This is a genomic window from Streptomyces sp. NPDC060232 (assembly GCF_042726555.1).
Lineage (GTDB): Bacteria > Actinomycetota > Actinomycetes > Streptomycetales > Streptomycetaceae > Streptomyces.
On sequence record NZ_JBHXAG010000008.1, the window covers coordinates 31,697 to 44,931 of the forward strand.

Annotated in this window: 8 protein-coding genes; 3 read left to right on the plus strand and 5 right to left on the minus strand. The window is 74.7% G+C overall.

Going from position 1 to position 13,235, the window contains the following annotated elements; translation table 11 throughout:
- Positions 1–154: 154 nt before the first annotated feature.
- The 3 genes from ACFWFZ_RS13945 to ACFWFZ_RS13955 are packed head-to-tail and all read right to left on the minus strand — an operon-like array spanning position 155 to position 4,220.
- The gene (locus ACFWFZ_RS13945) at positions 155–1,387 is read right to left on the minus strand and encodes an NAD(P)/FAD-dependent oxidoreductase (RefSeq protein WP_387121433.1); all 1,233 of its coding nucleotides are present in this window, start codon (positions 1,385–1,387) and stop codon (positions 155–157) included.
- Positions 1,384–2,787: an FAD-dependent oxidoreductase gene (locus ACFWFZ_RS13950; protein WP_387121436.1), complete on the minus strand. Its 1,404-nt coding sequence runs from the start codon at positions 2,785–2,787 to the stop codon at positions 1,384–1,386. Before ACFWFZ_RS13950 ends, ACFWFZ_RS13945 begins: the two co-directional genes overlap by 4 nt.
- Positions 2,784–4,220 carry an FGGY family carbohydrate kinase gene (locus ACFWFZ_RS13955; protein ID WP_387122001.1) on the minus strand — a complete coding sequence of 479 codons (1,437 nt, stop codon included), beginning with the start codon at positions 4,218–4,220 and terminating at the stop codon, positions 2,784–2,786. The genes ACFWFZ_RS13950 and ACFWFZ_RS13955 overlap by 4 nt, the downstream gene beginning before the upstream one ends.
- A 290-nt stretch (positions 4,221–4,510) precedes the next feature.
- Here ACFWFZ_RS13955 and ACFWFZ_RS13960 point away from each other — a divergent pair, with 290 nt between their 5' ends.
- Together ACFWFZ_RS13960 and ACFWFZ_RS13965 are read left to right on the plus strand one after the other, a co-directional pair.
- A complete protein-coding gene (locus ACFWFZ_RS13960; RefSeq protein ID WP_387121439.1) occupies positions 4,511–5,491 on the plus strand; it encodes a hypothetical protein in 981 nt (326 codons plus the stop codon).
- 88 nt (positions 5,492–5,579) lie between these two features.
- Complete coding sequence (locus ACFWFZ_RS13965) at positions 5,580–7,112, plus strand: amino acid permease (RefSeq protein WP_387121442.1); 1,533 nt, start codon at positions 5,580–5,582, stop codon at positions 7,110–7,112.
- A gap of 76 nt (positions 7,113–7,188) precedes the next feature.
- Here the strand turns inward: ACFWFZ_RS13965 and ACFWFZ_RS13970 are convergent, their stop codons facing one another.
- Both ACFWFZ_RS13970 and ACFWFZ_RS13975 read right to left on the minus strand, forming a co-directional pair.
- On the minus strand, positions 7,189–8,529 hold the full coding sequence (locus ACFWFZ_RS13970) for a phosphatase PAP2 family protein (protein WP_387121445.1): 1,341 nt from the start codon (positions 8,527–8,529) through the stop codon (positions 7,189–7,191).
- Positions 8,530–8,704: 175 nt separating this feature from the next.
- Positions 8,705–9,739, minus strand: a complete 1,035-nt coding sequence (locus ACFWFZ_RS13975; RefSeq protein ID WP_387121448.1) for a hypothetical protein — start codon at positions 9,737–9,739, stop codon at positions 8,705–8,707.
- 283 nt (positions 9,740–10,022) lie between these two features.
- Here ACFWFZ_RS13975 and ACFWFZ_RS13980 point away from each other — a divergent pair, with 283 nt between their 5' ends.
- Complete coding sequence (locus ACFWFZ_RS13980; RefSeq protein WP_387121451.1) at positions 10,023–13,226, plus strand: BTAD domain-containing putative transcriptional regulator; 3,204 nt, start codon at positions 10,023–10,025, stop codon at positions 13,224–13,226.
- Positions 13,227–13,235: the final 9 nt, after the last annotated feature.

Consider the following 13,235-nt stretch of genomic DNA (forward strand, 5'->3'; position numbering starts at 1 on the left):
GTACCTCCGGTTTCGCGTGGGGCCCGCGGGGCCGAGTCGCGGCATGTGACGGCAGTGAGCGCCTGCCCGCACCTCGGCGACCCATCCGGAATCACGGTGACCTTCGGAGGAACGGACAGGAATCGGGTGCTGTCGGCTGTGTCGGCTGTGCGGGTCAGCCGAGGGCCAGCACGACCGGGCCGCCGGTGCGGTCGACGCGGGCCGTCCACTGCGGCGGGAGGCGCAGGGAGCGGGACGGTGACGCCGGGCCCGCGAGGCGACGCCGCCACAGCGGCCGGCCGTCCTGGGTCGCCCTGATCACGGGGGCGGTGACGGTTTCCCCGGAGCGCAGGAGCAGTGGCCGTCCGGCGGCGTCCGTGATCCGGTTCGGAGTCACCCACAGGAGCGGGGCCCGGACCTCCAGTGTAGGCCCGGGCTGCGGCCAGGGCGCACCTTCGAGGTGGGCCAGTACGGGCGCCGCCGCGGCGGCGCCCTCCCCGGCCGCGGTGGCCGCGCGTTCGATGCCGTGGAGGGCGTTGCCGACGGCGAAGACGCCGGGCGCCTCCGTGCGGAAGGAGGCGTCCACGCGGGGGCCGCGGGTACCGGGGTCGAGGGGGACGCCGCCGCGGCGGGCCAGTTCGTGGTCGGGGATCCAGTCGCCGGTGAAGACCACGGTGTCGCAGGTGAGCAGGCCCGTACGGCCGTCGCGGTGGCGGATGACCAGGCCGGTCAGCCGGCCGCGGCCGCGCAGTTCGCCGACGGTCGTCTCCGTGAGCAGCGGAACTCCCGGTACGGCGGCGGCGCGCGGGTGGTGCGTGACCATCGCCGCCACGTCCGTGCCCGTCCCGCGCAGCACGGCGGCGGCGTGGCGGGCCACGGGCTCGGCGCCCACCACCACGGCCCGCCGGCCGACGGGCAGTCCGTGCTCGTGGACCGACCGGAGCAGCTCCCCGGTGGTCAGCACGCCCTGCGGGCGCGAGCCGGGGACGAGCCGGGCGCTGCGCGGGCGTTCCCGGGCGCCGGTGGCGAGGACGACGGCCCGGGCCGTGATCCTCTCCAAACCCGCCGGGCTCGTGGTCTCCAGGGAGAGCGGGCCGGCCCAGCCGGTGGCGGTGACGCCGGTGCGGACGGCGGCGCCGGCGGCGACGGCGGCCCGCACCGACCGCTGCGCGTACGCGGGCCCGTGCAGCCAGGGCCGCGGTGGCCGGCCGAAGCCGCCGTGGTGGAGGTGGAGCGGCATGCCGCCCGCGTACTGCTCGCGTTCCAGGACCTCGACCCGGCCGGCGCCCGCCTGCGCCAGCCGGGCGGCGAGGGCCAGTCCGGCGGGGCCCGCGCCGACGACCAGTACGTCCACCCGGACGTCGGCCCGTGCGCCGCGTACGTCGGCGCGCGCGTCGGGACGGTTCACCGGCGGGCCTCCTCGAACAGGGCGCGCACGGCGGCCCCGCAGTGGAAGCCCTGGCAGCGGCCGCCCCGGGCGCGGGTGCGCCGCCGCAGGCCGTCGGGCGAGCCGGGCGGGACGGTCGCGGCGAGCGCGTCGCGGATCTCGCCGCGGGTGACGCGCTCGCAGTGGCAGACGATCCGGCCGTACTCCGGGTCCGCCGCGATCATCGCGGCGTCGCGGTACGGGCGGGGGAACGCCTCGCCGAGGTTCGGCATCCGCACCGGGTCCGGCTCGCGGGCGCCGGTGACGGGCAGGCCGCCGTCGGCGAGCAGCTCGACGACGTGGGCGGCGATCGCCATCGAGGCGCTCAGGCCCGTGGACCGGATGCCGCCGACGGACACGTACCGCTGGCCGGGGTGCGCGCGGATGGCGTAGTCCTCCTGCCCGGTGGCCGCGCGGAGCCCCGCGTAGACGGCGGTGACCTCCTCGTCGAGGAGGGCAGGCAGGATCCGCCGGCCCTTCTCCCGCAGCAGCGCGAGCCCTTCGGCGGTCGAGCCGGTGTCGGTCTTGTCGTCCAGGTCCTCGGCGGTCGGCCCGAGCATGACGTTCCCGTAGACGGTCGGTGTGACCAGCACGCCTTTGCCGCGGGCGTCCGGTACCGGCAGCAGGATGTGGCGTACGAGGCCGCGGGCGAGTTCGTCGAAGACGATGAGCTGGCCGCGGCGGGGCGTGACGGTGAAGTCCGCGTGGCCGAGGAACCGGTCGATCTCGTCGGCGTACAGGCCCGCCGCGTTGACCAGGTGACGGGTGCGCAGCGGGCCCCGGCCGGTGGTGAGCGTGTGCGGCTCGCCCGCGGTGACCGACCGCACCGGGCAGTTGAGGTGCAGGTGGACGCCGGCGCGCACGGCCTGCGTGGCGTAGGCGAGGGTGGTCGTCCAGGGGCAGATGAGGGACTCGTCCGGTATGTGGAGGGCCCCCAGCACGCCGGGGCCGAGCTCCGGTTCGCGGGCGCGCACCGCGGCGGCCGGGAGGATCCGGGCGGAGCGGTAGCCGCCCCGCACGGCTTTGTCGGCGAGTGCCGGCAGGGCCGCGAGCTGCTCCTCGTTCCAGGCCACGAGCAGGGCCCCGACCGGTTCGACGGGGATGCCGCTGTCGGCGGCGTAGGAGGCGAGCAGCCGCTGTCCGTCCCGGACGAGCCGGGACTCCAGGGAGCCGGGCACGGCGTCGAAACCGGTGTGCAGGATGGCGGTGTTCGCCTTGGAGGTGCCGTTGCCGACATCGTCGGACGCGTCGATGAGGGCGGTCCGCAGGGGGAGGCGGGCCAGTGCGCGGGCGATGGCGGAGCCCACCACTCCGGCGCCGACGACGGTCACGTCGTACGGGTCGCCGCCGTCGGGCAGCGGACCGTACCGGGTGACGGTCATGCGGGGCCGTCGAGCAGGGCGGACACCGCCGTCCGGAACCGTGCGCGGCGCTCGGCGGCGTGCCCGGCGCCGGCTTTCGGTTCGTAGACGGCGGACGGCTTCCACTGCGGGACGGCCTCGTGCACGGTGAGGGAGGGGTCCAGGCCGAGCCGGGCGACGGCGCCCACGCCGAGCGCGGTGGCGTCCGGGAGCGCCGACACCTCGACGGGGATCTGCAGCAGGTCGGCCTGCGCCTGCATGAGCAGGGCGGACCGGGTGAGTCCGCCGTCGACGCGGAGGGCGGCCAGGGGCGCGCCGAGGTCGGTGGCGACGGCGTCGGCGAGCTCGGCCACCTGTGCGGCTATGCCGTCGCACAGCGCGTGCACGAGGTGCCCGGCGGTCGTGTCGAGGCCGAGGCCGGTGACCGAGCCGCGCAGGTCCCCGCGCCACCAGGGGGCGGCGAGGCCGGCGAGGGCGGGGACGAAGGTGACGCCGCCGGCGTCGGGGGCGGTCCCGCCCACGGTGTCGAGGTCCTGGGCGCCGGAGATCACGCCGAGGTCGGTGAGCCAGCGGACGGCGGACGCGGCCGTGTAGACCTGGCCGTCCAGGCAGTAGCTGGTGTCTCCGGCGAGCCGCCAGGCGACGCAGCCGACGAGTCCGGTGCTGCTGCGGCGGGGGCGGGGGCCGGTCTGTGCGAGGAGGAACGCCCCGGTGCCGTAGGTGCACTTGGCCGTTCCGGGCTCGGTGACGCGCTGGGCGAGGAGTGCGGCCTGCTGGTCGACGAGCAGGCCCGTCAGCGGCAGCGTGGGCCCGAAGGCGGTGGTGGCGCCGACCCGGGTGTCCGCGCCGACGACTTCCGGCAGGGGTTCCCCGGTGAGGCCGAAGACGTCCAGGGCTTCGGGCGACCAGTCGACGGTGTCGAGGTCGAGGAGCTGGGTGCGGCCGGCGGTCGCCGCGTCGGTGACGAAGGCACCCGTGAGCCGGTGCACGAGCCAGGCGTCGCTGGTCGTCACGACGCCCTGCCGGGTGAGGTGACGACGTATCCAGGCCATCTTGGGCGCGGCGAAATACGGGTCCAGTGGCAGTCCGGTCCGGTCCTGTAACGCGGCGGCGTGCGGGGCCAGTTCGGCGCAGAGTTCTTCGGCGCGGCGGTCCTGCCAGACGATCGCTGCGGTCAGCGGCTCGCCGTTCGCCGGGTCCCAGGCCAGGACGGTCTCGCCCTGGTTGGCCAGGCCCACCGCGGCGACCGGTTCGCCGGCCGCGGCCAGGGCCGCGCGTCCCGCGTCGAGGACCGAATCCAGCAGCTCGCGGGGGTCCACCTCCACGCGGCCGCCCGGCAGGTACCGGGGCCGTACGGGGGCGGAGGCGGAGCCGATGACGCCTCGTACGGGGCAGACGACGAGGGCCTTGGTTCCCGAGGTGCCCTGGTCCACAGCGAGCACCGGGCCCGTCATCACCACTCCGTCCCTGGTGTCGGCATGCGCGATCGTCTCCCGGAAGCCTTCACCAGCGAACGCGGCCTCGTCAAGATCCATCCGCGCGGACGCCCATGCGGCTGACGCGAATTCATATCTTGTAGGTGGCTTGATCCTTGCATTCGAAAAACTTTCATGACTCGAACGCTCATAGTCACTCTATAGTGATCGCCGATCACCAGGCGCGAAGGCCATGCGATGCGAGGACCGATGACGACGACCACCGCAAGACGCGCCCGTCCCGGCGACCCGTCGACCGGGGCGAGGTGATGGCGGGCAGCGACTTCCGGCCCGTCTACCACCCCGCCGGCCACGACAACGACCTGCGTGTGGCCGTGCAGGACCTGCGCACCGGCCGGTGGCTGGCGATGGCGCACTTACTGGACCGGACGGACGGCTGGGGGCTGTGGACCCAGCGCACCCAGGTGCTCGCCGCGGTCGCCGCCGGATCGGACGTGGTCCAGGCGTGGCGCTCCGAGGAGCCGCGCAGCGTCGCCGCGTCCGTCATGCACACCCGGGTCACCGTCGAACGCGCCGTCCGCGGCCACCGCGCGCGCCACACCCGTACGCCCGAGCTGTGGCAGGAGGCGTGGGCGGCCTGCCGCGACGCCGCCGAGCTGAGCCCCACCGACCCCGTGCCGTGGGTCTGCCTGCTGGCGCTGGCCCTCCTCGACGAGCACCGTTCGATGGACGAGCACCGTCAGCCGCCGCCCGCCCTGATGCTGCCCCGCGGCCCCTGGGGCATCCTCGCCCAGGTCGACAAGCGCGACCCGCACAACCGCGAGGCGTACCACCGGATGCTGCAGTTCGTGTGCGCGGGTGCGCCCGGACCGCTGACCGAGGCCGCCAACTTCGTGCACTGGGCGGCCGGTTCGGCCCCGCCGGAGTCGCCCCTCCACCTGCTGCCGCTCTATCTGAGCGTCGAGCGGTACCGCCGCGAGCGCGGCCAGGAGAAGGCCCTCGACCTCCACTGGGTCGCCGAGGACGCCGTCCGGGACGCCGGCCACGCCCTGGACACCTGGTTCCGCTACAGCGACCTGCGCCGCGCCTCCCAGCTCGACCTGAACCACCTCGCCCACGCACTGTGGGGGGCCCACCGGTTCGGCGAGGCGGCCCAGGTCTTCGACGCGATCGACCGGTACTGGACCACCCTGCCGTGGGCCTACCGCACCCGCGACCCGGCCGACCAGGACCTGGCCATGGAGGTCTTCCTGCGCGCCAGGACCCGCAGCCTGGCGGCCCGGGACTGACTCCGCCGTCCCGCCCCCGCACGCCCCTCGCCACCCCCGCTCACCGTCCCCGCTCGTCACGACCCCACGCCCCCGGAGGTACTCCCCCATGTCCCGAACCGCGCCGACCGTCCGCCCGGACAGCAAGGCCCCGCCCCGGCAGGACGAGGAGGAACGGCTCAGGGAGCTCGGATACCAGCCGGTCCTCGCCCGCCGGATGGGCGGCTTCGGCAACTTCGCCATCAGCTTCTCGGTCATCTCCGTCCTGTCCGGCTGCATGACCCTCTACGGCTTCGGCCTGGGCACCGGCGGTCCGGCCGTGATGCTGTGGGGCTGGGCCGGCGTCGGCCTGTTCGTGCTCTGCGTGGGTCTCGCCCTGGCCGAGGTGACCAGCGCCTACCCCACCTCGGGAGCGCTCTACTACATGGCCGACCGGCTCGGGGGGCGCCGCTGGGGCTGGTACACGGGCTGGCTGAACCTGCTCGGCCTGCTGGGCGCCATCGCCGGCATCGACTACGGCGCGGCCCTCTTCACCGGTGCCTTCCTCAACCTCCAGTACGGCATCGTGCCCACCCCCGGCCTGACGTTCGTGATCTTCCTGTGCATCCTGCTGCTGCACGCCGCGCTGAACCTCTTCGGCGTCCGCCTCGTCAGCGTGCTCAACTCCGTCAGCGTCTGGTGGCACCTGGGCGGCGTCGCCCTGATCGTGGGCGCGCTGGCCTTCATACCCGACCAGCACCAGTCGCCGTCGTTCGTCTTCACCGAGTTCGTCAACGACACCGGCTGGGCCAACCCGTTCTACGTGGCGGCGGTCGGCCTGCTGCTCGCCCAGTACACCTTCTCCGGGTACGACGCCTCCGCGCACCTGTCGGAGGAGACCTCCAACGCCTCCGTCTCCGCCGCCCGGGGCATCGTCCGGGCCATCTGGGTCTCCTGGGTCGCCGGCTTCGCGCTGCTGGCGGGCCTCACCTTCGCCATCCAGGACTACGCGGCCGTGCAGAACACCGCCACCGGCGTCCCGCCGGCCCAGATCTTCATCGACGCGCTGGGCTCCGGCGGCGCCACCGCCCTGCTCCTCGTCGTCATCGTCGCGCAGCTCTTCTGCGGCAACGCCGAGGTCGCCGCCGCGAGCCGGATGGTCTTCGCCTTCAGCCGGGACAACGCCCTCCCCGGCTCCGCCCTGTGGCGCAAGGTGAGCAGCCGTACGCAGACGCCGGTCCCGGCCGTGTGGCTCTCCGTCGCCGTGGCGGCCGTGCTGGCGCTCCCGTCGCTGTACTCCGCGACCGCCTACGGGGCCGTCACCGCCATCAACGTCATCGGCATCACCCCGGCCTACGCGATCCCGATCTACCTGCGGCTGCGCGCGGGGAACCGGTTCCAGCCCGGCCCGTGGAGCCTGGGCCGCTGGAGCAGGCCGATCGGCTGGATCGCCGTCGTGTGGGTGGCCGTCGTCACCGTGCTGTTCTGCCTGCCGCAGAAGTCGCCGGTGACCATCGACTCGATGAACTACGCGGTGATCGCCCTGGCCGTGGTCCTGATCCTGGCCAGCGCCTGGTGGTACGCCGCCCGGCGCTCGTACGGGACCCCGGCGGCCTACGGCAACGCCCGGGAGCAGGCCGAGATCGCCGAGGGCATCGTCTGACCGCCGGTCGGCCCGTCCGCCGGGCCCGTCCGTCCTGCCATGCGCGCCCCGCCGTACCGGGGCGCGCATGCCGTTCTCAGACCAGTTCGGGCTGCGGTTCGCGGCGCGGCTGCGGCAGGGACACCGCCGGGGCCTCGCGTTCCCACCGCCTGGTGGTCCGTACGTAGCCGTAGATCACCGAGACCATCGACAGGACGACCAGCGGCCCGAACACCCACGGGTGTCCCGCCATTTCCGTGGACAGGAAGCGGTAGGACAGCAGGAGCACGACGAAGACCGCGGTGCCGTAGGCGGTCAGCTGCATTCCCTTCCGGTCCCAGCCGTGGTCGAGGGTGCGCAGCGCGATGTCGACGGTGAGGGTGAAGACCACGCCGGCGACGATGTCCGCGCCGTAGTGGTAGCCGAATCCCAGCGTCGCGCCGAGCGTCGCGAACAGCCAGAACGTCCCCGCCCACCGCAGGGCCCGCGGGGCCTTGCGGGAATGGATGAAGATCGCGGTGGCCCATGCCGTGTGCAGGCTGGGCATGCAGTTGCGCGGGGTGAACTCGTCGAAGGGCATCGGCTGCGGGAGGGTGACCGGCGGCGGCGTGTTCGGCCACAGCTCGGCCAGCGCCCACTGGCCGCCGTCGGCGCCGTACGCGTAGATCGGCCCGACCACCGGGAAGACCATGTAGATGCCCGGTCCGAGCAGGCCGATGGCCAGGAAGGTACGTACCAGGTGGTGGCGCGGGAAGCGGCGCTCGACCGCCACGTGGCGAAGCTGGTACAGGGCGACGACGACCGCCATCACCGCGAGCTGGATGTACACGAATTCGAGGACGCGGAAGCCGACGGCCCCGGTGGCCTCGACGATCCGGCCCGCCAGCCATGACGGGTTGCCCAGTGCCTGGTCGGCGGTCGCCACGTACGGGTCGAGCACCGTCGGGCGGGTCTTGGAGGTGATCAGCAGCCAGGTGTAGCCGGTCTTGCGGCCGGTCACGAGCAGCAGGGCCAGGCCGACGCCCTGGAGCAGGAGCGTCCGTTCACGGCCGGTGCGGCGCGTGAGCGCGATGACGGCGCAGGCCAGGGTGACCAGCAGGGCGCCGTTGCCGTACATCATCTCGGCGCCGACGGCCCACCGTACGAGCCAGAAGACGAGGTCGATGCCGACCGCGGCGCCGACGGCGATGAACCGCTGCCGCCAGGTGAGCACCACCAGCATCAAGGCCATGCTGGCGTACAGCACCGTGCCCGACTTGGGGGCGAACACCACCTCGCGCGCCTGGTCGGTGATCGGCCCCGGCACGCCGTAGCCGCGCGCGGCGATCTCCAGCGCCACGAGGAATCCGAGGGCCACCACGCTCACCGCGACCCACAGCACGACGCGTGGTCGACGCCACCCGGCGGGCTCGGCTCCGCCGCCCTTTCGCGAAAACACTCGCAAAACCGCAGATATCAATTTTTCAGCCGATGTTCATATTTTCAACCTGATCATTGTTCGCTCGAACATGTTAGCGGAGCGGGTGGGCCGGTCCGGAAATGCGATGAAGGCCGCCGCGGAGAAACCGGGGGAGCCGCGAGGAGAGCCGGTCGGAATACGGAATTCCGTCACGTCAGCAGAGGGAGTCCCAGTGGTGGAGGGCGTCGAGGGCGGCCGTGCGGGTGGCCGGGGAGGCGCCGGCGGCCGGGGCGAGGAGGTAGTCCGCGACGGGGGTGAGGAGAAGGGAGGTGTCGGGAGTGTGGCCGAGGAGGCGGGCCTCGCCCCAGCTGTGGCGGATGACGGTGCGGCGGAGCAGGGCGCCGTGCCGGGCCGGAACGCGCCGGACGGTGGGGGCCCCGCCGCGGCGGCGGTGCTCGGCCGCCAGCTCCGGGGCGAGTGCGGCGCGTACGGCGGCGAGCGGGCCCAGGGCGACGTGCTGGGCGGCGTGGTCGAGGAGGCACGCGACCTCCGGGGCCAGCCGGTAGGCGGCGACGACCTCGGCGGTCTCGGCGGCCTCGAAGGGCCGGCCGGCGAGGGCAGCGATGTCGAGGAGGTCGAGCGGACCGGGCGGCAGGCCCGGCCCGCCGAGGCGGGACTCGGCCAGCGCGATGAGGCACTCCACCTGCTCGTCGGCGACCAGGAACGGCCGGACGGGCACGCTCCGCCCGTCGCCGGGCAGCGCCGCGGTGGAGACGTGGACGCGGTACCAGGGGTCGGCGAGGGGGTCCTCAGCGGGCCAGTGGAGCGTGACGGCGGTGTGGTGGGGGCGCTCCCCGAGCAGGGAGACGTCGATGTGCTCCACCGGGTGGTCGGTGACCAGCCGGATGACGGCCTGCCACAGCGCCGCCTCGTCGGGGGCGACCAGGTCGAGGGTGTCCAGCGGGCGGAACAGACCGGCCGGGTAGCACCCGGCGAGCGGGAGGCCCCGGATGGCGCGGACGCCGGTGGAACGGGTGAGGCCGGCGGCCAGGCGGGCGTACCGGGCGACGCGCTCACGCGCACGGCCGAGCTCGGCCCGGGCCGCCTCGCCCATCCGGACGCCGTCGCCCGCCAGGGCGGAGAGCACCAGATGGGGCAGATGACGGCCGGCCCGGGCGCGGTGCAGCAGTTCCGCCGGCCCGGCGGCGGGGTCGGTGTCGAGCAGCCGGTAGAGCAATGGGGTGTTCACGGACGTCCGCCTCCGAATATGGTCGGGCCCGGCGCCACCGGCGACCGAGGGGGCGGGCGCGAGCCCGGACGGTCTCCGGCGTGCCCGCGGGCACGGTGCGATTCTGAACCGCACGGTTCAACACCTGGTCACCACAGGCTCAACGGACTCTCGACACCGAGTGCGACGCTGTGGTTAAAAAGGTGACACAAATCGAGACATGGGCGCCTTGCGGGGGCGGGCACCGTGTTCTGGGGGCTGGGGGCAGGACTTGGGCGATCTCCGTTTCTCGTTACTCGGTCTGATGCGGGCTCATCGGGGCGCCACCGCGCTCAAGATCGGGAGTCCGCAGCAGCAGGCGATGCTGGCCGTCCTCCTGCTGCGGCCGGGGCACGCGGCGAGTGCGACCGACCTCATCGCCGCGCTGTGGGGTGAGGAGCCGCCGAGCGCGGCGATGACCACGGTGCGCACGTACGCGTGGCGATGGCGCAAGGTGCTCGACGCGGGCGGCAAAGGGGAGGAGGGCGACGCGGCGGCCGGAGGCGAACGGCCGGCGTCGAGCGTGCTGGTGTCCATGGGCGACGGCTACCGACTGGTCCTCCCGAAGCTCGCGGTGGACTCCGCGGAGGCGGAGTCGCTGGCCGCGGAGGCGGAGCGCACCGCGCGGACCGATCCGCTGCGCGCCCGGGACCTGCTCAACCAGGCGCTGGAGCTGTGGCAGGGCGAACCGCTGGCCGGCGTCCCCGGCCCGTTCGCGGAGCGGCACCGCCATCGGCTGGAGGAACTGCGCCTGACCCTGCTGGAGGAGCGGATCGGGCTGGACCTGAAGCTCGGCCGCCACTCGCGCTGCGTCCCCGAGCTGACCGCCCTCACCACCGAGCACCCGCTGCACGAGCGGGCGTACGGGCTGCTGATGCGGGCGCTGTACCAGGCCGGGCGGCAGGCGGACGCGCTGGCGGTGTACCGCGGAGTGCGGCAGCTGTTCCTCGCGGAGCTGGGTGTCGCACCGGGGTCGGACCTGGAGCAGCTGCACCGCAGGATCCTGGAGGGCGATCCGGCGCTGGCCGCCCCGGAACCGAGCCCGCCGTCGCCGTCGCCCGCGGACGAACCCCGGGCGGCCACAGCCGCCGAGGACACCGGGCAGGGATCCGGGCGAGGCGGGTCCGGGCAGGCCTCCGGTCCCGCGGCGCCCGAACCGGACCGGGACGAGGAGGACAAGGCACGGGAGGCGCCCCCCAGATCTGCGGCGCCGCCGCCGAGACCGGCCCAGCTCCCACCGGACGCCGCCGACTTCACCGGGCGCACGGCCCCGGTCCGGGTGCTGGACGAGGCACTCGGCGCCCCTTCCCCGCAGGCGCTGGTGATCGCCACCGTCGTCGGGATGGGCGGGGTCGGCAAGACCGCGCTCGCCCTGCACGTGGCGCACCGCGTCCGGGAGTCCTATCCGGACGGCCAGCTCTACGTGGACCTGCGCGGCTCCGACCCGGTGCCCGCCGATCCGGAAGCGGTGCTCAGCGGCTTCCTCGTGGCCCTGGGGGTGTCCGGCGACACGGTGCCGGACGGTCTGGACGCCCGCTCGGCACTCTTCCGGTCCGTCGTCGACGGGCGGCGCCTCCTGCTGGTCCTCGACAACGCCAAGGACACGGCGCAGATCCGGCCGCTGCTGCCGGGGACGGTCGGCTGCGCGGTCCTCACCACCGGACGCACCCGCCCCGCCGGACTGCCGGCCACCGTCCACGTCGACCTGGACGTCTTCCACCCCTCCGAGGCCCTCGACCTGCTCGGCCGCACCATCGGAGCGGACCGGCTCGACGCCGAACGCGACGCGGCGCTGGAGCTGGTGGTGGCCTGCGGGTACCTGCCGCTGGCGGTCCGGATCGTCGCGGCCCGGCTGGCGGCCCGGCCGGGCTGGACGGTGGAGACGCTCAGCCGCCGGCTCCAGGTGGAGCGGCGCCGGATCGACGAGCTGCGGATCGGCGACCTCGCGGTGGCTGCGGCCTTCGAACTGGGCTACCGGCAGCTCACCGCCGACCAGGCGCGGGCGTTCCGGCTGGTCGCCTCGGTGGACGGGCCGGACATCGGGCTGCCGGCCGCGGCGGCGCTGCTCGACCTCGACGCGTACGACGCCGAGGACCTGCTGGAGGCCCTGGTGGACGTGGCGATGGTGGAGTCGTCCTTCCCCGGGCGCTACCGCTATCACGACCTGCTGCGCTCCTTCGCCCGGCGGCGTCCGGCGGAGGGGTCGGCCCCCACCGCGTCCGGCGGGACGGCGTCCGGGGGTACGGCGTCCGGCGGGACGGCGGAGAGCGAGGAGGCGGTGGCGGCCCGGGACCGGCTGCTGGACCACCTGCTGGCCACGGCCTGCGCCGCCTTCCAGCACGCGGTGCCGGGCGACCCGGCGGCGGGCGCGCTGGGCCCGGCCCGCTCCCGCGGTGTGGCGCTGACCGGATGGGACGCGGCCCGGGAGTGGACGGCGACGGAGCGGGCCGGCGCCGTGGCGCTGGCGGCCCAGGTCGCCGCGGACGCGGCCGCGGGCCCTGCGGGCGGCACGGCCGGCGGGCCGTTCCCGCCCGACGGCGGGCAGGGGACGGCGCTGCGGGCCGCGATCGACCTGCTGATCGCGCTCACCCCGTTCGTCCTCAGCCCGCCGAGCCGGCAGCTCGCCACCACCGCCGACGCGCTGGCGGAGGCGGCGGTGCGGCACGGCGACGTACGGGCCGCCGGACGCGCGCACTTCCTGCGCGGGAACGTGGCCCTGGCCGCGACCCGGCTGGACGCGGCCGAGGCGGCCGCCCGCCAGGCGGTGGACGCGGCACGCACCGCCGGCGACACGGTGATCCTCCGCCAGGCGCTCAACGACCTCGGCCTGATCTGCCAGTTCCTCAGCCGCTACGACGAGGCGGTGGACCACTACGACGAGGCCCTGGTGCTGGCCAACGCACTCGGGCACCGCTCGGGCGCCCTGATGACGACCGTGAACGCGGCGCTGGCACGGGTGCGCAGCGGACGGGCGGAGGAGGCCGTGGAGATCTGCCACGAGGCGCTCGCCGAGCTGCGTACGCGGCAGGACGATCCGGGGCGGGCCTACACCTTGTACGTGCCGGGCCTGGCGCTGCACGGGCTCGGCCGGCACGAGGAGGCGGTGACCTGGTTCCGGGAGTGCCTGGCGGTGGCGACGGGGGCCGGGCTGCGGGACCGGGCCGCGCACGCGCGCTACCGGCTGGCGGACAGTCTGCGCTCGCTCGGCCGGGCCGGCGAGGCGCTCGACCACGCCGGGCAGGCGCTGGCGCTCTGCGAGGAGCTGGGGGCCGAGCGGGACCAGGCTCAGGCGCTGGTGGTACTGGGCCGCTCGCTGGCGGACCTCGGGCGCGGGGCCGAGGCGGGGGCGCGGCTGCGGCAGGCGTACGGGATCTTCTGCCGGCTGGGGCTTCCGGAGGCCGCCGAGGTGGCCTGTCTGCTGGAGGAGCCGGCGCTGGCCCTGGTGGAGAGCTGCGGGCTGGAGGCGTAGCCGGGGGCG

Excerpts from the sequence above, each read along its gene's own strand:
- ACFWFZ_RS13950 (WP_387121436.1), bottom strand. The coding sequence starts at position 2,787 with ATGACCGTCACCCGGTACGGTCCGCTGCCCGACGGCGGCGACCCGTAC.
- ACFWFZ_RS13960 (WP_387121439.1), top strand. The coding sequence starts at position 4,511 with ATGGCGGGCAGCGACTTCCGGCCCGTCTACCACCCCGCCGGCCACGAC.
- ACFWFZ_RS13965 (WP_387121442.1), top strand. The coding sequence starts at position 5,580 with ATGTCCCGAACCGCGCCGACCGTCCGCCCGGACAGCAAGGCCCCGCCC.
- ACFWFZ_RS13980 (WP_387121451.1), top strand. The coding sequence starts at position 10,023 with ATGCGGGCTCATCGGGGCGCCACCGCGCTCAAGATCGGGAGTCCGCAG.
- ACFWFZ_RS13955 (WP_387122001.1), bottom strand. The coding sequence starts at position 4,220 with ATGACGGGCCCGGTGCTCGCTGTGGACCAGGGCACCTCGGGAACCAAG.